The 25751-nt window shown below is 72.9% G+C and carries 23 protein-coding genes and 2 pseudogenes; 17 read left to right on the top strand and 8 right to left on the bottom strand.

The genetic code is table 11. The annotated features are described in order from the left end of the window. Positions 1–110: 110 nt before the first annotated feature. The 9 genes and pseudogenes from ACWD0Y_RS09000 (at position 111) to ACWD0Y_RS08960 (ending at position 8585) form a co-directional block, all read left to right on the top strand. The gene (locus tag ACWD0Y_RS09000; protein WP_450259706.1) at positions 111–524 is read left to right on the top strand and encodes a DUF3151 domain-containing protein; all 414 of its coding nucleotides are present in this window, start codon (positions 111–113) and stop codon (positions 522–524) included. A gap of 151 nt (positions 525–675) precedes the next feature. Further along, on the top strand, positions 676–1518 hold the full coding sequence (locus ACWD0Y_RS08995; protein ID WP_093799881.1) for a tryptophan 2,3-dioxygenase family protein: 843 nt from the start codon (positions 676–678) through the stop codon (positions 1516–1518). Further along, positions 1511–2770 carry a kynureninase gene (gene kynU / locus ACWD0Y_RS08990; RefSeq protein ID WP_450259705.1) on the top strand — a complete coding sequence of 420 codons (1260 nt, stop codon included), beginning with the start codon at positions 1511–1513 and terminating at the stop codon, positions 2768–2770. Before ACWD0Y_RS08995 ends, kynU begins: the two co-directional genes overlap by 8 nt. Before the next feature lie 61 nt (positions 2771–2831). Beyond that, positions 2832–3707, top strand: coding sequence for an alpha/beta hydrolase (locus ACWD0Y_RS08985; protein ID WP_450259704.1), 876 nt, complete (start codon positions 2832–2834; stop codon positions 3705–3707). 84 nt (positions 3708–3791) lie between these two features. Next, on the top strand, positions 3792–4619 hold the full coding sequence (locus ACWD0Y_RS08980) for an NAD(P)H-binding protein (protein WP_450259703.1): 828 nt from the start codon (positions 3792–3794) through the stop codon (positions 4617–4619). 88 nt (positions 4620–4707) lie between these two features. Then, positions 4708–6027: a sensor histidine kinase gene (locus tag ACWD0Y_RS08975; protein WP_450259702.1), complete on the top strand. Its 1320-nt coding sequence runs from the start codon at positions 4708–4710 to the stop codon at positions 6025–6027. Further along, positions 6024–6683 (top strand): response regulator, encoded by a 660-nt coding sequence (locus tag ACWD0Y_RS08970; protein WP_450259701.1) that lies wholly within the window; start codon positions 6024–6026, stop codon positions 6681–6683. The genes ACWD0Y_RS08975 and ACWD0Y_RS08970 overlap by 4 nt, the downstream gene beginning before the upstream one ends. Positions 6684–6773: 90 nt before the next feature. Further along, positions 6774–7367: pseudogene (locus ACWD0Y_RS08965) on the top strand (Uma2 family endonuclease). 9 nt (positions 7368–7376) lie between these two features. Further along, complete coding sequence (locus tag ACWD0Y_RS08960; RefSeq protein WP_450259700.1) at positions 7377–8585, top strand: cytochrome P450; 1209 nt, start codon at positions 7377–7379, stop codon at positions 8583–8585. 45 nt (positions 8586–8630) lie between these two features. Here ACWD0Y_RS08960 and ACWD0Y_RS08955 read toward each other — a convergent pair whose 3' ends face one another. From ACWD0Y_RS08955 to ACWD0Y_RS08945, 3 genes and pseudogenes are all read right to left on the bottom strand, one after another. After that, positions 8631–10268, bottom strand: coding sequence for an ABC transporter permease (locus ACWD0Y_RS08955; protein WP_450259699.1), 1638 nt, complete (start codon positions 10266–10268; stop codon positions 8631–8633). Next, positions 10265–10636 (bottom strand): annotated as a pseudogene (locus tag ACWD0Y_RS08950) (ATP-binding protein DrrA1-3 family domain-containing protein); the annotation flags it as partial. The pseudogene ACWD0Y_RS08950 and the gene ACWD0Y_RS08955, both read right to left, overlap by 4 nt. 3 nt (positions 10637–10639) lie before the next feature. Beyond that, complete coding sequence (locus tag ACWD0Y_RS08945; RefSeq protein ID WP_450259698.1) at positions 10640–11455, bottom strand: diacylglycerol kinase; 816 nt, start codon at positions 11453–11455, stop codon at positions 10640–10642. A 165-nt stretch (positions 11456–11620) separates the two neighbouring features. Between ACWD0Y_RS08945 and ACWD0Y_RS08940 the strand changes: the two genes are divergently transcribed. After that, positions 11621–12904 carry an adenylosuccinate synthase gene (locus tag ACWD0Y_RS08940; RefSeq protein WP_450259697.1) on the top strand — a complete coding sequence of 428 codons (1284 nt, stop codon included), beginning with the start codon at positions 11621–11623 and terminating at the stop codon, positions 12902–12904. Positions 12905–12990: 86 nt separating this feature from the next. On the opposite strand, the gene ACWD0Y_RS08935 is transcribed toward ACWD0Y_RS08940, so the two are convergent. From ACWD0Y_RS08935 to ACWD0Y_RS08925, 3 genes are all read right to left on the bottom strand, one after another. Beyond that, positions 12991–14784, bottom strand: a complete 1794-nt coding sequence (locus ACWD0Y_RS08935) for a serine/threonine-protein kinase (protein ID WP_450259696.1) — start codon at positions 14782–14784, stop codon at positions 12991–12993. An 82-nt stretch (positions 14785–14866) separates the two neighbouring features. After that, a complete protein-coding gene (locus ACWD0Y_RS08930; RefSeq protein WP_450259695.1) occupies positions 14867–15334 on the bottom strand; it encodes a MarR family winged helix-turn-helix transcriptional regulator in 468 nt (155 codons plus the stop codon). Further along, positions 15331–15930, bottom strand: a complete 600-nt coding sequence (locus ACWD0Y_RS08925; protein ID WP_450259694.1) for a DJ-1/PfpI family protein — start codon at positions 15928–15930, stop codon at positions 15331–15333. The genes ACWD0Y_RS08930 and ACWD0Y_RS08925 overlap by 4 nt, the downstream gene beginning before the upstream one ends. Positions 15931–16090: 160 nt before the next feature. On the opposite strand from ACWD0Y_RS08925, the gene ACWD0Y_RS08920 reads away from it, so the two are divergent. The 4 genes from ACWD0Y_RS08920 (at position 16091) to ACWD0Y_RS08905 (ending at position 21569) form a co-directional block, all read left to right on the top strand. After that, the gene (locus ACWD0Y_RS08920) at positions 16091–17488 is read left to right on the top strand and encodes an aminotransferase class III-fold pyridoxal phosphate-dependent enzyme (protein WP_450259693.1); all 1398 of its coding nucleotides are present in this window, start codon (positions 16091–16093) and stop codon (positions 17486–17488) included. Between the two features lie 140 nt (positions 17489–17628). Further along, the gene (locus tag ACWD0Y_RS08915) at positions 17629–18390 is read left to right on the top strand and encodes a GntR family transcriptional regulator (protein WP_450259692.1); all 762 of its coding nucleotides are present in this window, start codon (positions 17629–17631) and stop codon (positions 18388–18390) included. After that, positions 18387–20825 (top strand): glycosyltransferase, encoded by a 2439-nt coding sequence (locus tag ACWD0Y_RS08910; RefSeq protein WP_450259691.1) that lies wholly within the window; start codon positions 18387–18389, stop codon positions 20823–20825. The genes ACWD0Y_RS08915 and ACWD0Y_RS08910 overlap by 4 nt, the downstream gene beginning before the upstream one ends. Positions 20826–20918: 93 nt before the next feature. After that, positions 20919–21569 carry a hypothetical protein gene (locus ACWD0Y_RS08905; RefSeq protein WP_450259709.1) on the top strand — a complete coding sequence of 217 codons (651 nt, stop codon included), beginning with the start codon at positions 20919–20921 and terminating at the stop codon, positions 21567–21569. Between the two features lie 23 nt (positions 21570–21592). Here ACWD0Y_RS08905 and ACWD0Y_RS08900 read toward each other — a convergent pair whose 3' ends face one another. After that, complete coding sequence (locus ACWD0Y_RS08900; RefSeq protein ID WP_450259690.1) at positions 21593–22348, bottom strand: SLATT domain-containing protein; 756 nt, start codon at positions 22346–22348, stop codon at positions 21593–21595. A 259-nt stretch (positions 22349–22607) separates the two neighbouring features. Here ACWD0Y_RS08900 and ACWD0Y_RS08895 point away from each other — a divergent pair, with 259 nt between their 5' ends. The 3 genes from ACWD0Y_RS08895 (at position 22608) to ACWD0Y_RS08885 (ending at position 24266) form a co-directional block, all read left to right on the top strand. After that, positions 22608–22943, top strand: a complete 336-nt coding sequence (locus tag ACWD0Y_RS08895; RefSeq protein WP_078606709.1) for a YbaB/EbfC family nucleoid-associated protein — start codon at positions 22608–22610, stop codon at positions 22941–22943. Between the two features lie 71 nt (positions 22944–23014). Further along, positions 23015–23614, top strand: coding sequence for a recombination mediator RecR (recR, locus tag ACWD0Y_RS08890; RefSeq protein ID WP_093799862.1), 600 nt, complete (start codon positions 23015–23017; stop codon positions 23612–23614). After that, positions 23607–24266: a DUF5063 domain-containing protein gene (locus ACWD0Y_RS08885; protein ID WP_450259689.1), complete on the top strand. Its 660-nt coding sequence runs from the start codon at positions 23607–23609 to the stop codon at positions 24264–24266. Before recR ends, ACWD0Y_RS08885 begins: the two co-directional genes overlap by 8 nt. Here the strand turns inward: ACWD0Y_RS08885 and ACWD0Y_RS08880 are convergent. Then, positions 24263–25732 (bottom strand): oxidoreductase, encoded by a 1470-nt coding sequence (locus ACWD0Y_RS08880; protein ID WP_450259688.1) that lies wholly within the window; start codon positions 25730–25732, stop codon positions 24263–24265. The genes ACWD0Y_RS08885 and ACWD0Y_RS08880 overlap by 4 nt on opposite strands. Positions 25733–25751 lie beyond the last annotated feature (19 nt).

Here is a 25751-nt window from a genome sequence, read left to right as displayed (position 1 = left end):
CGTGACGAGAGCCCCGGCGAGCCGCACGACGGCCAGGTGTGGTTCTACGATCCCAAGCGCCGCACGCTCACGCTGAAGGTGCTGCTCGGTACGGGGGCAGACTGGGGCCCATGGCCATTCACAAAGACCTGCTCGGGGGACCGCCCCCGACCCACCTGCCCGACGACCCGGAGCCGCGCGAGCTGCTCGCGAACGGCACGGCGCCGTCCGACGTCGCCGCGAAGTACCCCGCGTCCTCGCTCGCCTGGGCCCAGCTCGCCGACGAGGCGTTCGAGAACGGCCGGGTCGTCGAGTCGTACGCCTACGCCCGCACCGGCTACCACCGCGGCCTCGACGCGCTGCGCCGCGCAGGCTGGAAGGGCCACGGCCCCGTGCCGTGGGACCACGAGCCGAACCGCGGCTTCCTGCGCGCGCTGCACGCGCTCGCCCGCGCCGCGCAGTCGATCGGTGAGCAGGAGGAGTACGAGCGCTGCTCGTCCTTCCTGCGGGACTCGTCCCCGGCGGCGGCCGACACCCTCGGCTGACCAGGGGTGACAGCCGCGGAGGCCCGTGCCGTCAGGCGCGGGCCTCCCGCGTTCCGCGGCTACGTCTTATGATGCCGGGAAGGGACCGGGGCTCCGTAGCCACAAGGAAGGGGCGGACCGCTACCTGGAAGTTCGTGTCGAGGAGACAGCGATGTCGCAAAACCCCGATGCCCAGGCGGCAGGTTCGGACACCCCGAACCTCGATTTCGCGGGCACCACCCCCTACGAGGACTACGTCCAGGCGGACGTCCTCACCCACCTCCAGCACCCCCTCTCCGACGACCCCGGAGAGATGGTCTTCCTGGTGACGACCCAGGTCATGGAGTTGTGGTTCACCGTCATCGTCCACGAGTGGGAAACCGCGGCGAAGGCGCTCGGACAGGACGACCTGCGGGTCGCCACGGACGCGCTCAAGCGCTCCCTGCGCGAACTGGAGGCCCTCAACGCCTCCTGGCGGCCGCTCGCCCACCTCACCCCCGCGCAGTTCAACTCGTACCGCAGCGCGCTCGGCGAGGGCTCCGGATTCCAGTCCGCGATGTACCGGCGGATGGAGTTCCTGCTCGGCGACAAGTCCGCCTCGATGCTCGTCCCGCACCGCGGTGCGCCGCGCGTGCACGCCGAGCTGGAGAAGGCGCTGCACGAGCCGAGCCTGTACGACGAGACGCTGCGGCTGCTCGCACGGCGCGGTCTGCCGGTGCCCGACTCCGTGCTCGACCGCGACCTGTCGCAGAAGTACGAGCCCTCGCCCGAGGTCGAGGCGGTCTGGACCGAGATCTACCAGGGCGACCAGAACGCCGAACTGGTACGCCTGGGCGAGCTGCTGACCGATGTCGGCGAGCTGGTGTGGCGATGGCGCAACGACCACCTCGTCGCGACCCGGCGCGCCATGGGCTCCAAGGTCGGCACCGGCGGTTCCGCCGGTGTGGCCTGGCTGGAGAAGCGCGCCACGAAGAACGTCTTCCCCGAGCTCTGGACGGCCCGCAGCCATGTCTGATTCCACCGGTTTCCCGAACTCCGCGGACCTTCAGGAGCGGGCGGCCGCGCTCGACTCCGCCGACGGTCTCGCCAAGCACCGCGAGCTGTTCGCACTCGACGACGAGGGCATCTACCTGGACGGCAACTCGCTGGGCGCGCTGCCGCGCCACGTGCCGGAGCGGATGGCCGACGTCATCACCCGGCAGTGGGGCGAGATGCGCATCCGCTCCTGGGACGAGAGCGGCTGGTGGACCGCGCCCGAGCGGATCGGCGACCGGATAGCCCCGCTCGTCGGCGCGGCCGCGGGCCGGATCGTGGCCGGTGACTCCACAAGCGTCAACGTCTTCAAGGCGGTCGTGGGCGCGGTCCGGCTGGCGCCGGAGTCCAGGGACGAGATCCTCGTCGACGCCTCGACCTTCCCCACGGACGGCTACATCGCCGAGTCCGCGGCCCGGATGACGGGCCGCCGGGTCGTCCCCGTCGCCCCCGAGGACCTCGCGGCCGCCCTCGGCCCGCGTACCGCCGTGGCCCTCGTCAACCACGTCGACTACCGCACGGGCCGCCTCCAGGACCTGCCGGGACTCACCGCCGCCGCCCACGCGGCCGGGGCCCTGACGGTCTGGGACCTGTGCCACAGCGCGGGCGCGCTGCCGGTCGGGCTCGACGCGCACGGTGTCGACTTCGCGGTCGGCTGCACGTACAAGTACCTCAACGGCGGTCCCGGCGCGCCCGCCTACCTGTACGTCGCGCAGCGCCACCAGGCCGCCTTCGACTCCCCGCTGCCGGGCTGGCACTCGCACGTCGACCCCTTCGGCATGACGCCCGGCTACGCCCCGGCGGACGGTGCGGCGCGGGGCCGGGTCGGTACCCCCGACATCCTGTCGATGCTGGCGCTGGAGGCCGCGCTCGACGTGTGGGAGGGCGTCGCCGTCGAGGACGTGCGCGAGAAGTCACTCGCTCTGACGGACTTCTTCCTGGAGTGCGTGGACAGCTACGCGCCCGCGGGCCGGGTCACTTCGGTGACCCCGGCCCCGCACCACGAGCGCGGCAGCCAGGTCTCGCTGCGGTGCGAGGACGGTGTGGACGCGGGCGAGGTCATGCGGGAGCTGATCGCGCGCGGCGTGGTGGGCGACTTCCGCCGCCCCGACGTGCTGCGCTTCGGCTTCACACCGCTGTACGTCGGCTTCGCGGACGCGGAGCGGGCGGCGCGGGTGCTGGGTCAGGTCCTGCGCCGCCTCGCGGGTGAGGACCTGGGAGAAGCGCGGGCCTGAGGGCTGGTAGCGTCCCGACACCTGGATCAATGGGCTGTACGCACGAAGGGTTGGTCCCCGCATGCCGGACCCCTCAGCCGAACGGGACGCTGTCGAGGCGGAATCGGCCTTCTCCCACGCGGCGGTCGTGCCCGACGCGACCGCCGCGTACGGCGAACACCCCGATCAGGTGGTCGACTTCTACGCGCCGCGCGACGGCCGGGACCGGGCCCCGCTGGTCGTCGTCCTGCACGGCGGCGCCTGGCGGGCCCGGTACGACCGGCAGCACATCACGCCGTTCGCGGACTTCCTGGCCCGCCGGGGCTTCGCCGTCGCCAACGTCGAGTACCGGCGGGGCGGGGAGCCGTCGCGCCGGCACGGCGGGGAAGGTCCGGTGGCGGGGCGCTGGCCGGAGACGTTCGACGACGTGGCCGCGGCGATGGACCTGCTGCCCGGTCTCGTACGGGAGGCCCTGCCCGGCGCCGACATCCGGCGCACCGTCCTCACGGGCCACTCGGCCGGCGGCCACCTCGCGCTGTGGGCGGCCGCCCGGCACGTACTGCCCCCCGACGCACCCTGGCACCTGCCGGCGGCGCCCGCGCTGCGCGGTGTCGTCGCGCTCGCGCCGATCGCGGACTTCGGGACCGCGCGCGAGCTGGACGTGTGCGCGGGGGCGGCCGTCGAGTTCGTGGGCGGCAAGGAGGACTTCGACGAGCGCAGGCCGTACGCCGATCCGGCCGCGCTGCTGCCGACCGGTATCGCCACGGTCCTGGTGCAGGGCCGCACCGACGTCGTCGTACCGCAGGCGGTCGCCGAGGCCTACACCGACGCGGCGGCGAAGGCGGGCGAGCCGGTCTGGCTGACCCTGCTGGAGGACGTCGGGCACTTCCCGCTGATCGACCCGGCGGCGGACGCGTGCGCGGTGGTCGCGGAGGAGATCGAGCAACTCGCGTACTGAGCACCGGTCGCGTCGTTCTTGCGGACAGAAGCTGTCCGCAAGGGTTCCTACGGTGGTGGGACAAGCCGAGCCAAGGAGCCTGCAATGACGTTTCTCGTGACCGGAGCGACAGGGACCGTGGGCCGCCAGGTGGTCGCCGAACTGCTCCGCAGGGGCGAGCGGGTGCGGGCGCTGACCCGTGACCCGGCGAAGGCGGACCTCCCGGCCGGGGCCGAGACCGTACGCGGAGACCTGACCGACCCCGAGTCGCTGGTCCCCGCGCTGGAAGGCGTCACGGGCCTGCACCTGATCACGTTCGGGGGAGCGTACTTCGCGCCGCTGACCACGGGCCCCGAGATCGTCGCGCTGGCGGCGAAGGCGGGCGTACGGCGTATCACGGTCCTCAACGGGGGCGGCCCGACCCCGCTCCAGGACGCGGTGGAGGCCGGGGACGTGGACTGGACCCTGGTCATGCCGGTCGAGTTCATGGCCAACACGCTGGAGTGGGCGGAGGGGATCCGTACGCAGGACGAGGTGGCGGAGCCCTTCGTCGACCGGGTCAGCGCGATGGTCCACGAGGCCGACATCGGCGCGGTCGCGGCGGTGGCGCTCACCGAGGACGGGCACGCGGGGCGCACGTACCTGATCACCGGCCCCGAGGCGCTGACCGTCCGCGACAGGGTGCGGACCCTGGCGGCGGCGCGCGGCCGGCAGATCGGCCTGACCGAGCTGAGCGCGGAGCAGGCGGCCGGGCGCTGGCGGCAGGCCGGGACGGACCCGGAGACCGTCGCCTTCCTGCTGGACGTGTACGGGAACACCCCGCCGGAGGGCCGCACCGTCGTCGACACGGTCGAGCGGGTCACGGGGCGCCCGGCGCGCACCTTCGCCGAGTGGGCGGCGGACCACGCGGAGTCCTTCCGGGCGCGGGACTGACGGGGGGCGCGTAGTACCTGGGACGGACGCGGGAGGATCCCCACGGGGGCGGACGCCCGCGGCCGTCCGGGCGCCTACCGTTTCGTACGTGACCGAGAAGACCCGCAGTCCCGAGTTCCGCCTGGCCCAGGGCGCACTGAGCGGCCTCCGCCAGGACCTCTTCCACGACGCCTTCGCCTACCGGCCGCTGCTGCCGATGCGTACGGACGGACCGCTCACCCGGCGGCTGCCGAAGCGGATACGCACGTACGCGGCCTGGATGCCGCACGCCGTGGTGGTGGGGCTGGCGATGGTGGTGATGCTGCTTTCCGCCGTCGTCGCCGACAGCGGAGGGGGCACCCTCGCCACGGCCATATCCGGCTTCATCCCGGCCGCCGCGCTGGTGATGACGCTGGTCAGGCCGGCCGGTGCCTGGTGGGTCTCGCTGCTGTCCACACCCGTCGTCGGCGTGCTCGGCCACTCCTGGGACGGCTGGCCCTGGACGCCGTCCTCCTTCGTCGCGCACATCGGCGTGATGGTCGTGGTCGCGGCCAGGACCCGGACGCGCACCGCAGCCTGGATGTGGGCGAGCACGGCGGTGTACGCCCTGTTCGCCGAGACGTTCCTGGGCACCGGCTACAGCACGGACAGCCCGCAGATGCTGTTCTTCTCCGCGCTCGCGCTGCTCGTCGTCACCGTGCTGCACGTCCGCAGGGAGGCGAAGGAGGAGGTCACCGTCCAGAAGACCGTCACCGCCGTGGAGCGCGACCGGCGCACGCTGCTGGAGGAGCGGACGACGATCGCCCGCGAACTGCACGACGTCGTCGCGCACCACATGTCGGTGGTCGCGATCCAGGCGGAGGCCGCCCCGTACCGGGTCGAGAACCCGCCGCCCGAGCTGGAGCAGGCCTTCGTGACGATCCGCGAGAACGCGGTGGCGGCGCTGACCGAGCTGCGGCGCGTGCTGGGCGTCGTACGGGCGGAGGACTACGAGGCGCCGGACGCCCCGCAGCCGACACTGGCCGACCTCGACCGGCTGCTCACCAACGTCCGGGACGCGGGCCTGACGGTGGACAGGACCGTCACGGGCGCGGTGCGCGAACTGCCGCAGGGCGTCGAGCTCTCGGCGTACCGGATCATCCAGGAGGCGCTGAGCAACGCCCTGCGCCACGCGCCGGGCGCGACGGCGAAGGTGGAGGTGTCGTACGTGCTGGGGGGCCTGGGGCTGCGGATCGTGAACACCGCGCCGCAGGGCCTGGCCAAACCGTCGCCCGGGGCCGGGCACGGGATCACGGGGATGCGTGAGCGGGTGTCGATGCTGAACGGGGAGATGACGGCGCAGGAGACGGGGGACGGCGGCTACGAGGTCGCGGTCTTCGTTCCGGTGGCACCGGCCCCGGCCGAGGTCACGCCGGAGCCGGCGTCATGACCGTCCGCGTACTGATCGTCGACGACCAGATCATGGTCCGCGAGGGCTTCACGGTCCTCCTGAACGCGATGCCGGGGATCGAGGTCGTCGGTGAGGCGGTGAACGGCCGCGAGGCGATCGCGCAGGTCGCGGCGTTGCGGCCGGACGTCGTCCTGATGGACATCCGCATGCCGGAGCTGAACGGCATCGAGGCGACGCGCGAGATCGTCGCCGCCGACGCGGACGCGAAGGTGCTGGTCCTGACGACGTTCGACCTGGACGAGTACGTCTACCAGGCGCTGCGGGCCGGCGCGTCCGGCTTCCTCCTCAAGGACGCCTCCGCGCGCCAGCTGGCCGAAGGGGTGCGGGTGGTGGCGGCCGGGGAGGCGCTGCTGGCCCCGGCGGTCACCAAGCGTCTGATCTCGGAGTTCTCGAAGCTGGCGGAGGCCCCGCGCCCGCCCGCGCTCGACCGGTTCGGCGACCTGACGGAACGCGAGACGGAGGTCCTGGTCCTGATCGCCCAGGGCCTGTCGAACGCGGAGATCGCGTCGCACCTGGTGGTGGCCGAGTCCACGATCAAGACGCACGTGAGCCGTGTCCTGGTGAAGCTGGGACTGCGGGACCGCACCCAGGCGGCGGTGTTCGCGTACGAGGCGCGGCTGGTCACGCCGGGGTAGGTGATCACTCACCTGGGTGGCCGGGTAGGGAAACCGGCCGAACCGGCTTCGGCCTGGCCACACTGGTGTCCGCACAGAAGGGGGTGCACCATGACGGCTATGGCTGAGCGCACGGGTCAGATGCCGGTCGACGAGTTCGAGAGGATCGCCGCACTCGTCGAAAGAGAGACCGAATCCGTCAGGTTCGAGTTCATCGACGGACGGATCGGGGTCAAAGGGATGACGGATGGAGCTCACGGAGCGATCACCATGTGGCTGGTACGCCTGTGCATGCAGGCACGGCCCGATCTGGATCTCAACCCGGCCCAGGGCCTGAAGGTCTAGGAGTACCGCAAGGGCCGCGCCCGTCCTGACGGAGTGCTCGCTCCCGTCGACCACTTCGACGGGCAGGGCGACTGGGGTGATCCCGAGGGCGTGCTCATGACGGTCGAGATCACGTCGTACGACTCCGGCACCGGCCGGCGGGACCGACAGGAGAAGCCCCCCGCCTACGCCGCCGCTGGAATCCCGGTCCACCTGTTGATCGACCGTGACGCATGCACCGTCACGGTGTTCAGCGAGCCGGACCCGGACGGCGGAGGCTACCGTGACCACCACACGGTGAAGTTCGGAGCGAGAGTCGCTCTTCCGGACCCCGTCGGCATCGAACTCGACACCGAGCGCCTGAAGAAGTACGTCCGCTAGCGTCTCCCCATGGCAGAGACGTTCGACCCCTGGTCGCCCTCCTTCGTCGCCGATCCCTACCCGGCCTGCGCCGAGCTGCGCGCCCGGGGCCGGGCCCACTGGTACGAGCCGACCCGCCAGTGGCTGATCCCGCACCACGCGGACGTCTCGGCGCTGCTGCGCGACCGCCGGCTCGGCCGTACGTACCTCCACCGGTTCACGCACGAGGAGTTCGGGCGCACGCCACCGCCGCCCGGCCACGAGCCGTTCCACGTCCTGAACGACCACGGGCTGCTGGACCTCGAAGCCCCGGACCACACCCGCATCCGCCGTCTCGTGTCCAAGGCGTTCACGCCGCGCACGGTCGAGCGGCTGGCCCCCACCGTGCGGCGGCTGGCGGCGGAACTGGCCGGGGCGTTCGTCGCACAGGGTGGCGGGGACCTGCTGTCCGCCGTCGCGGAGCCGCTGCCGGTCGCCGTCATCGCGGAGATGCTCGGCGTCCCGGAGCCGGACCGGCCGCTGCTGCGGCCCTGGTCGGCGGACATCTGCGGGATGTACGAGCTGAATCCGCCGGAGGAGACGGCGCGGCGCGCGGTCCGTGCCTCGGCCGAGTTCTCGGCGTACCTGCGGGAGCTGATCGCCGTACGCCGCGAGAGCCCGGGCGAGGACCTGATCTCGGCGCTGATCGCCGCGCACGACGAGGGCGGCGACCGGCTCAGCGAGCAGGAGATGATCTCGACGTGCGTGCTGCTGCTGAACGCCGGGCACGAGGCGACGGTGAACACGACCGCCAACGGCTGGCGGACGCTGTTGCGGCACCCCGCGCAACTGGAGGCCCTGCGCGCCGGCCACGGACTCCTGTCCACCGCTGTGGAGGAGCTGATGCGCTACGACACCCCGCTCCAGCTCTTCGAGCGGTGGGTGCTCGACGACATCGAGGTCGGGGGCGTGACGATCCCCCGCGGCTCGGAGGTGGCGCTGCTCTTCGGCTCGGCGAACCGGGACCCGGCGGCCTTCGACCGCCCCGATGAGCTCGACCTCGGGCGCACGGACAACCCGCACGTGTCGCTGGGGGCCGGTATCCACTACTGTCTGGGCGCCCCGCTGGCGCGTCTCGAACTGGCCGCTTCGTTCGGCGAGTTGCTGCGCAGGGCGCCGGACATGCGGCTGGCCGAGGAGCCGCGGTGGAAGCCGGGGTTCGTCATCCGCGGGCTGCGGGAGCTGCGCGTCGAACTCTGACCCGGCCCCCGCTCCCAGACCCGGCCCCCGGCCCCCGGCCCCCGGTCAGGTCAGCAGGTCGCGGCGGCGCAGACCCGCGAGTCCCGCCCCCACCAGCGCCACCGCCCCCAGCGTCAGCACCACCACCGGCGTCCACTCCATCTCCGTGCCCGGCAGCTTCGGCAGGTGGCCGAACGGCGACAGGTTCATCACCGGCCGGGGGAGCTCCAGCGCGGGTCCGGTCCAGCCGAGCGCCAGCGACAGACCCGCCACCGCCCAGGCCGCCGCCACCGCCTTCGGGAACACCCCGTACAGCAGCACCGCCAGTCCGCCCAGCAGCCAGACCGCCGGGAGCTGGGCGAGCGACGCGCCCAGCACCGGGCCGAAGTCCTTGCCGTGACCGGCGGCCAGACCGAGGCCGGCGGCGAGCATGACGACCACCGCGCCGCCGAAGACGACCACCAGGTGGCCCGCCGCCCACCGCAGCCGCCCCACCGCGTTCGCCAGTACCGGCTCCGCCCGCTGGGACGTCTCCTCGCCGTGCAGCCGCAGGACGCCGGAGACCGCGTACAGCGCGGCGGCCATCCCGAAGATGCCGGTCATCGAGGCGAGGAACGCCTGCGACATCCCGGTCTGTCCGCCCATCCGCTCGAAGATCTGCCGCGCCTGCTCGTTGTCGCCGACCAGGTCCGCCGCGCCCCCGGCCATCCCGCCGAAGACGAGCCCGGCGAGCCCGAAGCCTGCGGTCCAGCCCAGCAGACTGCCCCGCTGGAGGCGCAGGGCGAGCCCGCCCGCCGTGGACAGGGAGCCGGTGGCCGGGCCGGGGCGCGCCGGCAGGAAGCTCATCCCCACGTCGCGCCGGCCCGCGAGGGCGTACGCGGCGGCGCCCTGGACCACGGCCGCCGCCACCACGAGCAGCAGCGCCCACCAGCGTTCACCGGCGTACGGCCGTACGTTCTGGACCCAGCCGAGCGGCGACAGCCAGGTCGGGGCCGAGGAGCCGCCGGCGCTCGACGCGTCGCCCGCCGCGCGCAGGACGAAGGCCGCACCGAGCACCCCGGCCGTCATGCCCCTGGCGAGCCGCGCGCTCTCGGTGAGCTGGGCGGCGATCGCCGCCGTGGTGGCGAAGAGCATGCCGGTCGCGCCCACGGCCAGCCCCACTGCGAGGGCCCCGGCCACCGACCCGGCCGGCCCGGCCAGACCGCCGGTGACCAGCAGCGCGAGGGCCGTGTTGGCGACCAGCGCGGCCAGCAGCGCGGCGGTCAGCGGGGCGCGGCGGCCCACCATGGCCGAGGAGACGAGCTCCTGACGGCCCGTCTCCTCTTCCTCCCGGGTGTGCCGGACCACGACGAGCAGGCTCATCACGGCCGCGAGCACCGCCGCGAAGCCACCGAACCGCCAGGCGACGACGGCGCCGAGGGAGTCGTCGAAGAGCGGACCGTACAGGGCGCGCAACGAGCCGTTGGCGCCCGCCGACCGGACCAGACCGGCCCACTCGCCGGCCGTGCCGTAGAACTTCTCGATGGAGCCCGCACCACTGACGACCAGGCCGGAGATCGCCGCGACCCACAGAGGCGCCACGAGCCGGTCGCGGCGCAGGGCGAGCCGCAACAGGGCTCCCGTGCCCGCGAGTTGGCGCGATCCGCCGGTCCGTGCGGCGGATGAGGGGGAAGGGGTGGGCGCGGGCGCGGAGACGGCGGTCACCGTGCCACCGCCCCTTCGGACGCGTAGTGGCGGAGGAAGAGCTCCTCCAGGGGGGGCGGGGCGCTGGTCAGCGAGCGCACGCCGGAGCCGGTCAGCGAGCGGAGCACGGCGTCGAGCCCGTCGGTCTCGACCTGGAGCTTCACGCGGTTGCCCCGGACGTCCAGGCCGTGCACCCCCGGCAGGCGGGCCAGCCCGTTCGGCGGTCCGGCCAGCTCCGCCGTCACGCTGGTGCGCGTCAGGTGCCGCAGCTCGGCCAGCGACCCCGTCTCGACGGTCCGTCCCTTCCGGATGATGCTGACCCGGTCGCAGAGGCTCTCGGCCTCGCTGAGGATGTGCGACGACAGCGGGACGGTCCGGCCCCGCGACCGCCGTCAGGCCGGCAACAGCAGCGACCACGCCCCCGGCCGCACCGTCCACGTCCGCCGCCGGACCGGGCCCGACACCAGTGCGTCGGCCCGGTACCGGAAGTCCGGCCCCGAGACCGTCACCGCGAGCGCCTCCACCCGCACCTGCTCACCGCCCTGCGGGCGGATCACCACCTCGGCGCGGCCGCCGCGCGAGCACAGCGAGACGTCCTCGACCGGCCGGTCCAGGTCGTTCAGCAGGACCCCGTCCGCCTCGACGCGCAGCCGGTACGCACGGGCGAGGGGCGGCGCGGGCCGCGGCGCGGGCCGCACCAGCGTGCGCACCAGCGAACGGCACGCCCCCCAGACGGACACGGCGGAGGCCACGGGCGACGGCGCGGCCGGGATCCGCAGATCGCCCAGCACCACCCCGTCGCTGTCGTCCACCAGCAGGTCCAGCCGGCGCACCGCCCCTTCCAGGACCGCGCGGGCCGCCGCCACCGCCCCCTTCGGCACCCCCAGCGCATGCGCGAGGTCCACCGAGGCCCCCACCGGGACCAGCGCCAGCGCCCCGTCGCCGAGATCCCTCTCCCGGTGCAGCAGCGCCACCGCGCGCAGCAGCGCCCGGTCGTCCCCGACGACCACGGGGCGGCGGCCGCCCCGCCGGGCCAGGGCCCGCGCGAACTCCTCCGGCCCCTCGGGAAGGCAGATCCTGACGTCGGCGCCGGCGCACAGGACGTCCTTCGCGATGCGCACGGATTCGCCGTCCGTACGCCGGGCGACCGGGTCGATGACCACCAGCAGCGGATGCGCGGTGCGCGCGGCGGGCTCCGGAGCCGACACCTCGGTCCTTCCTCGGGTAGCATCTTTGTGCAAGAGCCCCTTGCGCTATTGCGCCAGGGGCTTCGTCTATTCCGGGGCAACCGGTCCGACGGCTCAGTATCGGGTGTACGCCGTACGTGCGCCCCCTGACCTTGGACATGCCCCGCCCGGAAGGGGTGTACGCCTGTGCCCGCACTTGTGCTGCTCGGTGCTCAGTGGGGTGACGAAGGCAAGGGAAAGGCCACCGACCTGCTCGGTGGGTCCGTTGACTATGTAGTGCGCTATCAGGGCGGCAACAACGCCGGCCACACGGTCGTCGTCGGCGACCAGAAGTACGCGCTGCATCTCCTCCCTTCCGGAATCCTCTCACCTGAGTGCACGCCGGTCATCGGTAACGGCGTCGTCATCGACCCGTCGGTCCTGCTCTCCGAGCTGAGCGGTCTGAACGAGCGAGGCGTCGACACGTCCAAGCTCCTGATCAGCGGCAACGCCCATGTCATCACGACGTACAACGTCACGGTCGACAAGGTGACGGAACGCTTCCTCGGCAAGCGCAAGATCGGTACCACGGGCCGCGGTATCGGCCCGACGTACGCGGACAAGATCAACCGCACCGGCATCCGCGTGCAGGACCTCTACGACGAGTCGATCCTGACCCAAAAGGTCGAGGCGGCTCTGGAGATCAAGAACCAGCTGCTCACGAAGCTGTACAACCGCCGCGCGATCGAGGCCGGGCAGATCGTCGAAGAGCTGCTGACGCACGGCGAGAACATCAAGCAGTACGTCGCCGACACGACGCTGATCCTCAACAACGCGCTCGACGAGGACAAGGTCGTCCTCTTCGAGGGCGGCCAGGGCACGCTGCTCGACGTCGACCACGGCACGTACCCCTTCGTGACGTCGTCGAACCCGACCGCGGGCGGCGCCTGCACGGGTACCGGCGTCGGTCCCACGAAGATCAGCCGGGTCATCGGCATCCTCAAGGCGTACACCACGCGCGTCGGCGCCGGTCCGTTCCCGACGGAGCTGTTCGACGAGGACGGCGAGGCGCTGCGCCGCATCGGCGGCGAGCGCGGTGTCACCACCGGCCGCGACCGCCGCTGCGGCTGGTTCGACGCCCCGATCGCGCGGTACGCGACGCGGGTCAACGGTCTGACGGACTTCTTCCTCACGAAGCTGGACGTGCTGACCGGCTGGGAGCAGATCCCGGTGTGCGTGGCGTACGAGATCGACGGCAAGCGCGTCGAGGAGCTCCCGTACAGCCAGACCGACTTCCACCACGCGAAGCCGATCTACGAGACGCTGCCGGGCTGGTCCGAGGACATCACCAAGGCGAAGACCTTCGACGACCTTCCGAAGAACGCGAAGGCGTACGTGAAGGCGCTGGAGGAGATGTCGGGCGCGCCGATCTCGGCCATCGGTGTCGGCCCCGGCCGCACCGAGACGATCGAGATCAACTCGTTCGTCTGATCCGGCGGAGCGAGCGGTACGACGCGGGGCCCCGGCGTGTTTCTCACGCCGGGGCCCCGCGCCGTGTCCGGGCGGTGCGGGCTCCGTCAGTCCGACTTCGTGTACGTGAGGGACTCGCCGCCGGCGGTGTTCACCCGGCGGAGCCGGCCGTCGGAGAGCAGCGTCACCTCGGTCGCGGCGCCCGGTGTGCAGGAGCTCATCGGCTCGCCGGCGGTGACGCGGGACGGGCCGATCCGCAGGGGCGAGCCGTCGCTCGGAGCGGCGGCCAGCTCCGCCTCGAAGACGCAGTGGTAGGTGCCGCCGCCCTCGGCCGGGCCGTCCGCCGTGAGGGAGAGGACGGGGTCGCCCACCTCTCCCTGCCGGATGACGAGGCGCCGTGTGTTGTGCCCCGCTCCGTTGTCGAGGCCGCTGACCCAGGTGCCGAGGTACCCGGCGGGTACGGAGCCGTCCCGGGCGGCGGTGGAGGGGGAGGGGGAGGGGGAGGTGTCGGCCGAGGGGCCGGGCGCGGGTGTCTTCTGCTCCCGCGCGGACGCCGTGGAGCCGTCGGTCGGGGTGTCCGAGTGCGTGGTGTGCTGTTTCCCGTCCCCCGCGTTCATGAAGGCGTACACGGAACCGCCCGCACCGAGCGCGACGACCAGGGCCACGGCGATCAGCGCGGCGGTCGCACGCCCGCTGCGGGGCGGCGGTTCGGGGGCCGGCGGCTGGTAGAGGTACTGCGGCGCGGGATGGCCGTAGCCGCCGGGCGGTGTGTGCGGCGGGGGCGCGGGGTGCGGCGGCGTGTGGTGCGGCTGGGGCTGGGGCTGCGGCTGCGGCTGGGCGTACGGGGAGGGCGGCGCCGGGGCGGACGGCGCGATGAGGGTCGGTATCGCGTGCGGCGCGGGGGCTCCGGGACCACCGCCGTGGCCCGCGGGGCCCGGGGCTCCGGGCGGTCCCGGGGCGGCCGGGCCCGGGGGCGTGGTGGCGTCGGCCGGGTTCTCGACGTCCAGGAGCTGCGTGGCGTGGCGGCCGAGGTGGGCCACCAGGGCCGCCGGGAGCCAGGGCTCGCCGTCGCCGCCGCCCCGGGTGCGCTCCAGGATGTGGGCGACGGTGGGGCGCGCGGCGGGGTCTTTGTGCAGGCAGGCCCGGATCAGGTCCTGGAGGCCCTCCGGGATCTGGTCGAGCGCCGGCGGCTCGGTCGCGATGCGGTACATCAGCGCGTGGACGCCGCTGTCGGCCGTGCCGAACGGGAGGCGGCCCGTCGCCGCGTACGCCAGTACCGAACCCAGGCAGAAGATGTCGCACGACGGGGTGACCGGCTCGCCGCGGACCTGCTCCGGGGCCATGAAGCCGGGGGAGCCGACCAGGGCGCCGGCCCTGGTCAGGGCGGCGGTGGCCGTGGTCGTTTCCAGGGCGCGCGCGATGCCGAAGTCGATGACGCGGGGGCCGTCGATGGTGACGAGGACGTTGGACGGCTTGAGGTCGCGGTGGATGAGACCGGCCGCGTGGATGTCCCGGAGCGCGTGCGCGAGGCCGGCCCCCAGGATGTGGACGGACCGCTCCGGCAGCGGGCCGTGGCCGGCGGCCTCCCCGGAGACGACCGCCTGGAGGTCCGGCCCCGCGACGTACCCCGTGGCGACCCACGGAACCACCGCCTCCGTGTCGGCGTCGAGAACCGGCGCCGTCCACCGCCCCCCGATCCGTCTCGCCGCCGCCACCTCGTGGCGGAAGCGGGCGCGGAACTCCTCCTGCTCGGCGAGTTCCTGACGTACCAGCTTGACCGCGACCGTACGGCCGCGGTCGGAGCGGGCCAGGTAGACCTGCCCCATCCCGCCCGCGCCCAGCCGCGCCAACAGCCGGTAGGCGCCGATCCGTTGCGGATCGCCAGGCCCCAGCTTCTCCATGGCGGCGTCACCCCTCCCCCGAAACGTCCCCCGACGAACCGAGAATAGTGCGCCGGTACGACAACGACAGGCTCCGGGCGCCCTACGGTTCCGGGACGCGCGCAGGCTCCGCGACCGCTTCCAGCGCCTTGGAGAGCCGCTCCAGTACCCGCACCGTCTCGGCGAACGTCTCCTCGCCCAGCTCCGCCCCGAGCCGCGCCGCGAGCGCCGCGTGCCCCGGTTCGATCTCCCGTACGGCGTCCCGGCCTGCCGGGGTGGGCCGCAGGAGCTTGGCCCGGCGGTGGGCGGGGTTGGGGGCGTACTCCGCGAGGCCCTTCGTCACGAGGAGGTCGGCGATGCGCTGCACGCTCTGGCGGGTGATCCCCATGGCGCGGGCGATCCCGGCGACGGGCAGGGGCTCGTGCAGGACGGCGCCGATGACCTGCCACCAGGCGGCGGTCAGCCCGGCCGGGCGGGCCAGGTCCTCGGAGACGGCGAGGAACTGGCCGTTCAGACGGAAGACGCCGAGCGCGGTACGGCTCAGCAGCTCCTGTTCCGGCGTGCCGCTCATGACTCCAGCACCTCGAAGGCGGACGCGTCCGAGTCGTGGAACAGCCGGTACCAGGCGTCGAGCTTCTCGCCCTCGTACACACCGAGACGGGAGAGGACCTCGCGCGCGAACGCGACCGGCTCGGTCGGCCCCGCGGTGATCAGGAGGCCGTCCTCGTCGGTGACGGCGTCCGCCTCGCGGTAGTGCTCGCCGCCCTTGTAGCCGGTCGCGGCGAGGTAGAAGGGGGCGGCGCTGGTGTGCGCGCGGTCGTCGAGCAGTCCCTCGCGCGCCAGCCCGGCCGTGGCCCCGCAGATCGCGGCGACCGGCACGCCCGCGTCGAGGAACGCGCGTGCCGTGCGGGCGAAGGGGGCGAGGTCGTCGGAAGTGTCCCAGAGCCCGGCGCCGGTGAGGATGAGCAGGGCGCTGTCCCCGGGGCGTACGTCGTCGAGGGTGAGGTCGGGCTGGATGCGCAGGCCGCCCATGGTCGTGACGGGACCGGCGGTCGCGGCGACGGTCTTGACGGTGCGGCCGTTCCGCGTGAGGTGGGCGGTGGTGTGGCCCGTCTCCCAGTCGGCGAAGGTGTCGTAGACGGCGAGGTGCACGGTCTTGTCTGTCATGACGGTCTCCTCGGCTCGAAGTCTTATGACAACATGCTGTCGAATAGACAGCATGTTGTCAAGAGTGCTCGGAGGGCATCGACACCCTGCCCACCAAAGTGGCGCAGTCCATACAAGGTGGCCATGTCGTGCCCCGCACGCGCGTCCCTACCCTGGGCCCATGACCCCTCATGTCGAACCTTCCCCGAGCTCCCGACCCCGTTCGAGCGGGGGAGGCCCCGAGGCCGGCGCGGCCGTGAAGGCCGCGGACCGCGCCCACGTGTTCCACTCCTGGTCCGCCCAGGGCCTGATCGACCCGCTCGCCGTCGCCGGCGCCGAGGGCTCGTACTTCTGGGACTACGAGGGCAACCGCTACCTCGACTTCGCCAGCGGCCTCGTCTTCACCAACATCGGCTACCAGCACCCGAAGGTCGTCGCGGCGATCCAGGAGCAGGCCGCGACCCTCTCCACCTTCGCGCCTGCCTTCGCCGTCGAACCGCGCTCCGAGGCCGCACGCCTCATCGCCGAGCGCACCCCCGGCGACCTCGACAAGATCTTCTTCACCAACGGCGGCGCCGAGGCCATCGAGAACGCCGTCCGCATGGCCCGTCTGCACACGGGCCGCCACAAGGTGCTGGCCGCCTACCGCTCGTACCACGGCGGTACGACCACCGCGATCAACCTGACCGGCGACCCGCGCCGCTGGGCCTCCGACAACGGCACGTCGGGCACCGTCCACTTCTGGGCGCCGTTCCTGTACCGCTCGCCCTTCTACGCCGAGACCGAGGCCGAGGAGTGCGCCCGCGCGCTCCAGCACCTGGAAGACACCATCACCTTCGAGGGCCCGGCCGCGATCGCCGCGATCGTGCTGGAGACGATCCCGGGCACGGCCGGCATCATGACGCCGCCGCCCGGCTACCTGGCGGGCGTACGCGAGATCTGCGACCGGTACGGCATCGTCTTCGTCCTCGACGAGGTCATGGCGGGCTTCGGCCGCACGGGCAAGTGGTTCGCGTCCGAGCACTTCGACGTCGTACCGGACCTGATGACCTTCGCGAAGGGCGTCAACTCGGGTTACGTGCCGCTGGGCGGCGTGGCGATCTCCGCCGAGATCGCCGAGACCTTCGAGAAGCGCCCCTACCCCGGCGGCCTCACCTACTCCGGCCACCCGCTGGCCTGCGCGGCCGCCGTCGCCACCCTCCGGGTGATGGAGGAGGAGCGCGTCGTCGAGAACGCGGCGCACATCGGCGAGACGGTGATCGCCCCGGGGCTGCGCGAGCTGGCGGAGCGCCACCCGAGCGTCGGCGAGATCCGCGGTACGGGCATGTTCTGGGCCCTCGACCTGGTCAGGAACCGCGAGACCCGCGAACCGCTCGTCCCGTACAACGCGTCGGGCGAGGCCAATGCCCCGATGGCGGCGTTCGGCGCGGTCTGCAAGAAGAACGGCCTGTGGCCCTTCATCAACATGAACCGCACGCACGTCGTCCCGCCGTGCAACGTCACCGAGGCGGAGGCGAAGGAGGGCCTGGCGGTCCTGGACATCGCCCTGTCGGCGGCGGACGAACACACCACCGCCTGACGCCCCGCTCCCCACGGCGCCCCCTTCACGCGTCCCGTCCGCGCGGAGGGGGCACCGCCGTGCTGCCCCTCACGGCCCTCCGACGGGCTCCCGGCGGCACCGCCTATGGTGTCCGGAGCCAGACGAAGGGGAAAGACGCCATGCCCGCGAGCGGACCTGTCACCCGCAATACCCTGCGGCAGCAGATAGCCGACGCGCTGCGTGACGAGGTGCTCGCGGGGCGTCTGCGGCCGGGGCAGGAATTCACCGTCAAGCAGATCGCCGACCAGTACGGGGTCTCCGCGACACCCGTCAGGGAAGCGCTCGTCGACCTGGCGGCGCAGAGTCTGCTCGACTCCGACCAGCACCGCGGCTTCCGCGTCCGCGAGATCTCGGTGGGGGACTTCCGGGGCATGGTCGAAGCGCGTTCCCTGATCGCCGACGGCGTCTTCCGCAAGCTCGCCGAAAGCGGCGGGAGCGTCACGGGCGTCAGCGTGCTCATGGCCATACGGCGCAGGGCGGACGAGGCGGCGCGGGCGGCCCGCGCCGGGGACCTGGACATATTCATCGGGTACGACCTGCGCTTCTGGCGCGAGCTCGGCGTCCTCGTCGAGAACCCGCACATCTCGGGGTTCCTGCACCAGCTGCGGCTGCGCTGCTGGGTCTTCTCCGTCCCGCACCTGCGGGGCGACCCGGACCTCAGGACCCGGATGTGGAACGGCCACTCGGACGTCGTGGACGCGGTGACGCGGGGGGACGTCGAGGCGGTACGGGCGGTCATCGGGGCGTACCACGCGAAGCTGCTGGCGTGGGCCGAAGACCTTGAGGACGGCGAGCGCTGCGGCAGTGACAGCAGCGACAGCAGTGGAAGCAGTGGCGAACACGGCCAGAACGGCGAGCGGCTGGAGCGTCCGCGACAGTGAGAGCCGACCTGACGGTCGTCGTCCCCGCGTACAACGAGGAACGGCGCCTGGGCCCCACCCTGGACGCGATCTGTGCCCACCTGCGCGCGGACCCGGGCCGCTGGGGCGGCTGGGAGCTGATCGTCGTCGACGACGGCTCCACGGACGGCACGGCCGACGCGGTACGGGCCGCCGCCGCCCGGGAGCCGCGCATCCTGCTGGTCGAGGCCGACGAGGCCGGCAACCGGGGCAAGGGGCACGCCCTGCGGCGCGGCGTCCTCGCCTCGCGCGGAGCCAGGGTGCTCGTGACGGACGCCGACCTGGCCACCCCGATTGAGGAACTCGACCGCCTCGACAAGCGGATGTCCGAGTACGACGGCGGGCTCGCCGCCGCCATCGGCTCGCGCGCGCACCCCGACTCCACCATCGACATACACCAGCGGCGCCTCCGCGAGTGGCTCGGCAGGATGGGCAACCGGCTCATACGGGCCGTCGCCGTGCCCGGCATACGGGACACCCAGTGCGGCTTCAAGCTCTTCGACGGCGACAAGGCGCGCACCGCCTTCGCCGACGCCCGCCTCGACGGATGGGGGACGGACGTGGAGATCCTGCAGTTCTTCCGGCGGGCGGGGTGGCGGGTCGCCGAGGTGCCGGTCCGCTGGGCGCACCAGGAGGGCTCCAAGGTCAGGCCCGCCGACTACGGCAAGGTGCTCCTCGAACTGGTGCGGCTGAAGGCGCGGCGCGTACGGCCCGTCGACCTCACCGTCACCGCGCTCTTCCTCCTCGCCTCCGTGCTGCTCTACAAGGGCCTCTGGGCGGACCTGGACCACCGCTACCTCGCCGACTCCGGGCAGGACCAGAACCAGTGGGAGTGGTTCTTCGCCGTCACCGCCGACAACGTCACCCACTTCCGCAACCCGCTCTTCACGACGGCGCAGAACTACCCCGACGGCGTGAACCTCATGGCGAACACCGTCATGCTGGGCCTGTCCGTGCCGCTCATCCCCGTCACCCTCGCCTTCGGGCCCACCGCGACCTGGGCGCTCGTCCTGACCGCCGGCCTGGCCGCGACCGCCGTCGCCTGGTACTGGCTGATCGCGAAGCGGCTCGTGCGCAGCCGCTGGGCGGCCGCCACCGGCGCCGCGCTGTGCGCCTTCGCGCCGCCGATGATCTCGCACGCCAACGCCCACCCCAACTTCGCGGTGCTCTTCATGATCCCGGTGATCATCGACCGGGCCCTGCGCCTGTGCGACCCGGACAGGCCGGCGAGGGTCGTGCGCGACGGGGCGCTGCTGGGGCTGTTCGCGACGTACCAGATCTTCCTCGGCGAGGAGCCGCTCCTCCTCGCCGCCATGGGCATGCTGCTCTTCGCGCTCTCGTACGCCCTCGCGCACCGCGACGCGGCGCGTGCGGCGTGGCGCCCGCTGCTCCGGGGGACCGGGGTGGCGCTCGCGGTCTGCCTGCCGCTGGTCGCCTTCCCGCTGTACTGGCAGTTCTTCGGGCCGCAGAGCTACCACAGCGTGCTGCACGGCGACAACGCCGGCAACAGCCCGCTCGCCTTCCTGGAGTTCTCCGGCCGCGCGCTGCTGGGCGACGAGGCGCGGGCCGATCCGCTCGCCATGAACCGCACCGAGCAGAACGCCTTCTACGGCTGGCCGCTGGCCGGTCTCGCCTCCGCCGTCGCGCTGAGTCTGTGGCGGCTCCCGCTGGTCAAGGCGCTCACCTTCACCGGCCTCGCCGCGGCGCTGCTCTCCCTCGGCCCCAGGTTCCGCGTCCCGCACACCGAGGTGATCCTGCCGGGACCGTGGCGGGCGCTCGCCCACCAGCCGCTCTTCGAGTCGGTCATCGAGTCGCGGGTGGCGATGATCTGCGCCCCGGTGCTGGGCATCCTGGTGGCACTGGCGGCGGACCGCGTCCGCGCCTTCCCCGCCGGCCCGCCCCGCACCCTCGGCCTGACGGCCCTCGCCCTCGCGCTCGTGCCGATCGTCCCGACGCCGATGCCGGTGCGAGACCGCCCCGAGGTGCCGGCGTTCCTCGCGGACGGCCTGTGGAAGCCGTACGTCGCCGAGGGCGAATCGGTGGTCCCCGTGCCGCTCCCGGACCCCGGCAACGCGGAGGCACTGCACTGGCAGTCCGCCACCGCACCCCGCTTCGCGGTCGCCGGCGGCTACTTCAACGGCCCGTGGGGCCCGGAGCGCATCGGCATCTACGGCGCGCCCCCGCGCCACACCTCCAACCTCCTGCGCGACATCCGCTACGGCGGCGCGGTCCCCGGCATCGGCCCCGAATGGCGGGACCAGGCACGCGCGGACCTGGAGTTCTGGCGGGCGGGAGTGGTCGTACTCGCACCGCAGGACAACGCTCCGGCGCTGCGCGACGCGGTGTCGCGGCTGCTCGGCAAGGAGAGCCGGTACGTGGGAGGGGCCTGGATCTGGGACGTGGGCGGCCGGGAGTGAACAGACTGGGGCGACCCGCCAACTGTGCGCGGCGACCCGGTAGCACTACGCTGCCTGGACTGTCGCACGAACCCAGTGGAGAGCGAGCCGTACGTGGCCTGTGACCTGTGGCTGGTCCCCCTCGTCGATGTGCTGTGCCACAGCCCCGACAACCCCTTCGCCGAAGAGATCGCGTCGTACGACAAGGCCCTCACCGAAGCGGGCCTGCCGACCGTTCCCGTGTTCGCCTACATGCCGGGCCTCTCGGGTGACGTCGCCCCGGTGGCGGGCTTCGACTACGACGCCCTGCACTTCCTGCGCCGCGCGTACCTGCTCCGGATCTGCGGCCTGGAGGTGACGCCGGTGGACGCCCTGGGCGGCGACTACGAGCAGCTCCTGGAGATGTTCGAGCCGACGGCCCAGCAGTCGCACCTGGTCTGGCACTACGACCACGCCGGCGCGTACGTCCCGGTGGACTACGCGGCGCCCCTGTCCAACGAGGAGCTCCTGGCGGGCGGCGGCCCCCTGGGCTCCACCCAGGGCCTGCTGCGCGAGCTGGAATTCATCGCCCCCGCGATAGGCATCGACCCGATGAACCCGCCGTCGCCGCCGCGTCCGCCCGCCCGGCCCACCACCCTGGAAGAGCCGGCGGACGCTCTTCCGTACGACGACAGTCCCTTCGCCCGCGAACGCCACGTCTGGCTGGGCCTGCACGCGGCGGCGACCCGGAGCCTCGGCCAAGGCTCCATGATCATCTTCAGCTAGCCGTACGGACCGCCGCGCCCGCCTCAGCGGGGCGGCTCCGGGGGCCGCTGCCGCGGCATGTTCGGCCGCGCCCCCGGAGGCAGCGTGTACCGCCCGGCCGGCGCCCCGCCGTCCGGCCGGGCCGTGCCCGCCCCCTCCGCCGACCGCGTCCCCAAGGGCGCGGCCCCCGCCCGGAACTCCGCCATCCAGTCCGCGGTCTCCGACCGCACCAGCTCCGCCACGTCCTCCGAGAACCGCCGCAGCACGGTGAGACACCGCTCGGCCGCCTCACCGGCCGTCCCCTCCGCCGGGCCGAGGACCTCCCGTACGCTCTCCGACGCCCAGTCGAACTGCAGCGCCTGCAGGCGCCGCTGCACCGCCTGCGCCGTGGCCACGTCCCTGATCCACCCCGACGTGAGCCCGAAGTACCGGTCGCAGGCCACGCACGCGGCTCCCAGCAGCAGCGACAGGTAGCCCCACCCCGCGGTGCCGTCCACCGCCCCCGCCAGGTCGACGAGCGGCAGCGCGGCCCCGGTGATCACGCCGGCGGCCGCACCCGTCCGCAGCGCACGGGCCCCGCGCCGCTTCCAGGTCCGGTCGGCGAGGTACCAGCCGGCCGTGCGCAGCGCGTTCGCCTCCACCCACCGGTAGAGCTCGTCGAGGCGCTCCGCCGGCTCGCCCCAGTCGCCGAGGGGGAAGGGCCTCCCGGTCAGGTCGTCCTCGTCGTGCGACCGCCCGGGGGCGCCCCCGCCCTCCCTCCGGACCGGCGACCCCTCGGGCTGCATCTCCGGCTGGCTCACCGGGCACTCCTCTGCGCTTGCGCTGTATGCGTGATCCGTGACATTGCGTGAAGTGGTGTGGCGTGCTCTTCCTACCGCCGAATGGTGGGCTGTGGGGCCGATATACCAGTTTTTCCGGCCGGAACCAGGTCGTGGTCAGCCGTAGGGGGCCGGGGACCTCACTCGAAAGAGTCGCTTCGCAGGGCATGGCGCGCACTGCCCGTCGAACACGTAGGCTCGCCTTACCGAAACAATCGTCGTCGAAGTGCCAGGAGTGACCGTGATTCCCGGTGGTGGCCAGCCCAACATGCAGCAGCTGCTCCAGCAGGCCCAGAAGATGCAGCAGGACCTCGCCAAGGCGCAGGAGGAGCTCGCGCGGACCGATGTCGACGGTCAGGCCGGCGGTGGCCTGGTCAAGGCGACCGTCAACGGCTCCGGAGAGCTCCGCGCCCTGGTGATCGACCCCAAGGCGGTCGACCCGGAGGACACCGAGACCCTCGCGGACCTGATCGTCGCCGCGGTCCAGGCCGCGAACGAGAACGCGCAGCAGCTCCAGCAGGAGAAGCTCGGCCCGCTGGCCCAGGGACTGGGCGGGATGCCGGGTCTGCCCTTCTAAGGCGGCCCCGCAGGAACTACCGTACGTACCAGGCAAGACCGCAACACCGGCAGGGCAAGGAAGGCAATCCGTTGTACGAAGGCGTGGTCCAGGACCTCATCGACGAGTTGGGCAGGCTGCCCGGCGTCGGTCCCAAGAGCGCGCAGCGGATCGCCTTCCACATCCTCCAGGCCGAGCCGACCGATGTGCGCCGCCTCGCCCATGCCCTCATGGAGGTCAAGGACAAGGTCCGTTTCTGCGTGGTGTGCGGCAACGTCGCGCAGGAGGAGCGGTGCGGGATCTGCCGTGATCCGCGCCGCGACCCGGCGGTCATCTGTGTCGTCGAAGAGCCGAAGGATGTCGTCGCGGTCGAGCGGACGCGCGAGTTCCGCGGCCGCTACCACGTGCTCGGCGGGGCCATCAGCCCCATCGAGGGCGTGGGCCCCGACGACCTGCGGATCCGCGAGCTGCTGGCGCGCCTCGCGGACGGCACCGTCACCGAGCTGATCCTGGCCACCGATCCGAACCTGGAGGGCGAGGCGACCGCCACGTACCTGGCCCGGATGGTCAAGCCGATGGGTCTGCGGGTGACGCGCCTGGCCAGTGGACTCCCCGTCGGGGGAGATCTTGAGTACGCCGACGAGGTCACGCTGGGCCGTGCCTTCGAGGGGAGACGATTGCTCGATGTCTGACGCCAAGCTGCTGCACGCGGTGGTGCAGAACCCGGACGATTTCGCGGTCCAGATCGCCGACCAGATCGAGAGCTTCATCGTCGCCGTCACGGAAGTGGCGAAGGGCGACGAGCCCGACAGCGCGGTCCCGTTCCTGTTGCTGGAGGTGTCCCAGCTGCTCCTGGCCGGCGGCAGACTGGGCGCGCACGAGGACATCGTTCCCGACGACCGCTACGAGCCGGACACCGGCCCCGAGCCGGACCCGGACGACCTGCGCCAGCGTTTCGCCGTCATGCTCGACCCGATCGACGTGTACTCCGAGGTCTTCGACCCGTACGAACCGCGCAAGGCTCCCGTCGCCTGCCGCATCTCCGACGACCTGGCCGACGTCATCACCGACCTGCGCCACGGTCTGGCCCACTACCGGGCGGGGCGGACCACCGAAGCGCTGTGGTGGTGGCAGTTCTCGTACTTCTCGAACTGGGGCGCCACCGCCTCCGCCTGCCTGCGCGCCCTCCAGTCCCTGGTGGCGCACGTCCGCCTGGACCAGCCGCTCCAGGAGCTGGACGGCCTGGACACGGACGAGGACCCGGGCGAGGAGGACCTGGAGGCGGAGGCCGGCCGGGTCATGGCGCAGGAGATCGCCGGGCCGCTGGGCCTGAAAACCGTCTAGTTCTTCGACAGGGCCCGCGTGACCCCGGCCAGCACGGCGGTGGTCAGCACCCAGCCGATCGCGACGAAGGCGTACGCCAGCCACTGGGCGTCCCCGCCCGCCCAGTGCCAGGCGCCGCGCTGCCCCAGGCCGCCGACGGGGATCAGCAGGTCGAGCGAGTACACGAAGGCGTCGAACGGCGGCCCCTCGCCGGGCTTCACGGGCGTCGGCGTCAGCCGGCCGAACACCACCGTGCCCACGGTGGTCAGGGCGGCGAGCCACACCCCGGCCAGCCACGGGCGGTAGCCGTAGCCCACGGTGACGTCCAGCAGGGCGCCCCACAGGCGCCCCACGGCGCTCGTCGCCGTCCGGCGCCGGCGGCGCTGCTTGTGCAGGAGCACGCGGCGGGCGTGGTCGTCGTGGCCGATGCGCCGGTAGTACGACGCCAGCTGCTCGTACGGCTGGGGCGCGTAGTCGCGGTCCCGCAGGAACCAGAGCAGGCGCTGCGCCGGCGCGACGCCGCCCGGCATGGCGTCCTCGTCGTCGAACCGTATGGAGTCGTACACGAAGCCGTCGAGCCGCAGGACCGGCGGCCAGGTGCGCCGGTCGTCGACCACGCCCGAGGCGTGGGCGTTCCGCAGGTCCACCCGGCCGCCCGGCGGGGCGGCGAACCGCAGGTCGAGGTCGGCCGTGCGCATGCCGATGCAGACCAGCGACGTGCCCGTCCCCGACAGGTCCGCCCCCTCGAACGACAGCAGGTCCGCGACCTGGGCGCCGCGCAGCCGCACCTTGCCGTCGGTGGTGAACCCGCGCGAGAGCCGCACGGTGCTGACCGCCATGTTGTCCCCGTTCAGCGCCACGCCGCCCGGCGCCTCCAGCCGCGCGCCCCGCAGGAACAGGCCGCCGTTCAGCTGCGCCCCCGGCAACTGGACCGTCCCCTCGGCGTGGAACCCGTCCTCGCCGTACAGCGCCCCGTCCAGCACCATGCCGTCGCCGGACAGCGCGACGCCGCCGGGCGCCGACAGCCTCGCCCCGGTCAGCATCAGCTCACCGCTCACGTGCGCGTGGATGAGCTGGACGGGGAACCGGTCGGCGCTCCCCTCCACGACGGAGCCGCGCAGCGTCAGCCGGCCTCCGATGCGGGCGCTGGGCGCCCGGAAGCCGGGCAGCCGGCTGTCCACGATGCCCACGGCCAGGGTGGAGGCCGCTTCGAGGCTGACGTCCTCCTCCAGCACGCACTCCCGCAGCCGGAGCATGTGCCGGATCTCCGCCCCGTCGAGCACGATCCGGCCGGTGATCCGCGCGCCGGTGAGCCGCAGGGCGGGCACGGCTCCGGACGGCTCGGCGTTCTGGCCGAGCAGCAGCGCCACGACGACGGCCGCCCTGACCGTGCGCTCCTCGTCGCCCCGCAGGTCGACCTCGCGCCCGGTGGTAAAGGCGTCCCACAACCGGCGCTCGGGCGGGGTCAGTTCCTCGTATGACAGCACGGGTGCAGCGTACGGGCGG

Source organism: Streptomyces altiplanensis (assembly GCF_053591575.1).
This window is presented reverse-complemented; position numbering and strand designations above follow the sequence as displayed.

Coding starts and splice junctions, on each gene's coding strand:
- ACWD0Y_RS09000 (WP_450259706.1), top strand. CDS start 111: ATGGCCATTCACAAAGACCTGCTCGGGGGACCGCCCCCGACCCACCTG.
- ACWD0Y_RS08995 (WP_093799881.1), top strand. CDS start 676: ATGTCGCAAAACCCCGATGCCCAGGCGGCAGGTTCGGACACCCCGAAC.
- kynU (WP_450259705.1), top strand. CDS start 1,511: ATGTCTGATTCCACCGGTTTCCCGAACTCCGCGGACCTTCAGGAGCGG.
- ACWD0Y_RS08985 (WP_450259704.1), top strand. CDS start 2,832: ATGCCGGACCCCTCAGCCGAACGGGACGCTGTCGAGGCGGAATCGGCC.
- ACWD0Y_RS08980 (WP_450259703.1), top strand. CDS start 3,792: ATGACGTTTCTCGTGACCGGAGCGACAGGGACCGTGGGCCGCCAGGTG.
- ACWD0Y_RS08970 (WP_450259701.1), top strand. CDS start 6,024: ATGACCGTCCGCGTACTGATCGTCGACGACCAGATCATGGTCCGCGAG.
- ACWD0Y_RS08960 (WP_450259700.1), top strand. CDS start 7,377: ATGGCAGAGACGTTCGACCCCTGGTCGCCCTCCTTCGTCGCCGATCCC.
- ACWD0Y_RS08935 (WP_450259696.1), bottom strand. CDS start 14,784: ATGGAGAAGCTGGGGCCTGGCGATCCGCAACGGATCGGCGCCTACCGG.
- ACWD0Y_RS08930 (WP_450259695.1), bottom strand. CDS start 15,334: ATGAGCGGCACGCCGGAACAGGAGCTGCTGAGCCGTACCGCGCTCGGC.
- ACWD0Y_RS08925 (WP_450259694.1), bottom strand. CDS start 15,930: ATGACAGACAAGACCGTGCACCTCGCCGTCTACGACACCTTCGCCGAC.
- ACWD0Y_RS08920 (WP_450259693.1), top strand. CDS start 16,091: ATGACCCCTCATGTCGAACCTTCCCCGAGCTCCCGACCCCGTTCGAGC.
- ACWD0Y_RS08915 (WP_450259692.1), top strand. CDS start 17,629: ATGCCCGCGAGCGGACCTGTCACCCGCAATACCCTGCGGCAGCAGATA.
- ACWD0Y_RS08885 (WP_450259689.1), top strand. CDS start 23,607: ATGTCTGACGCCAAGCTGCTGCACGCGGTGGTGCAGAACCCGGACGAT.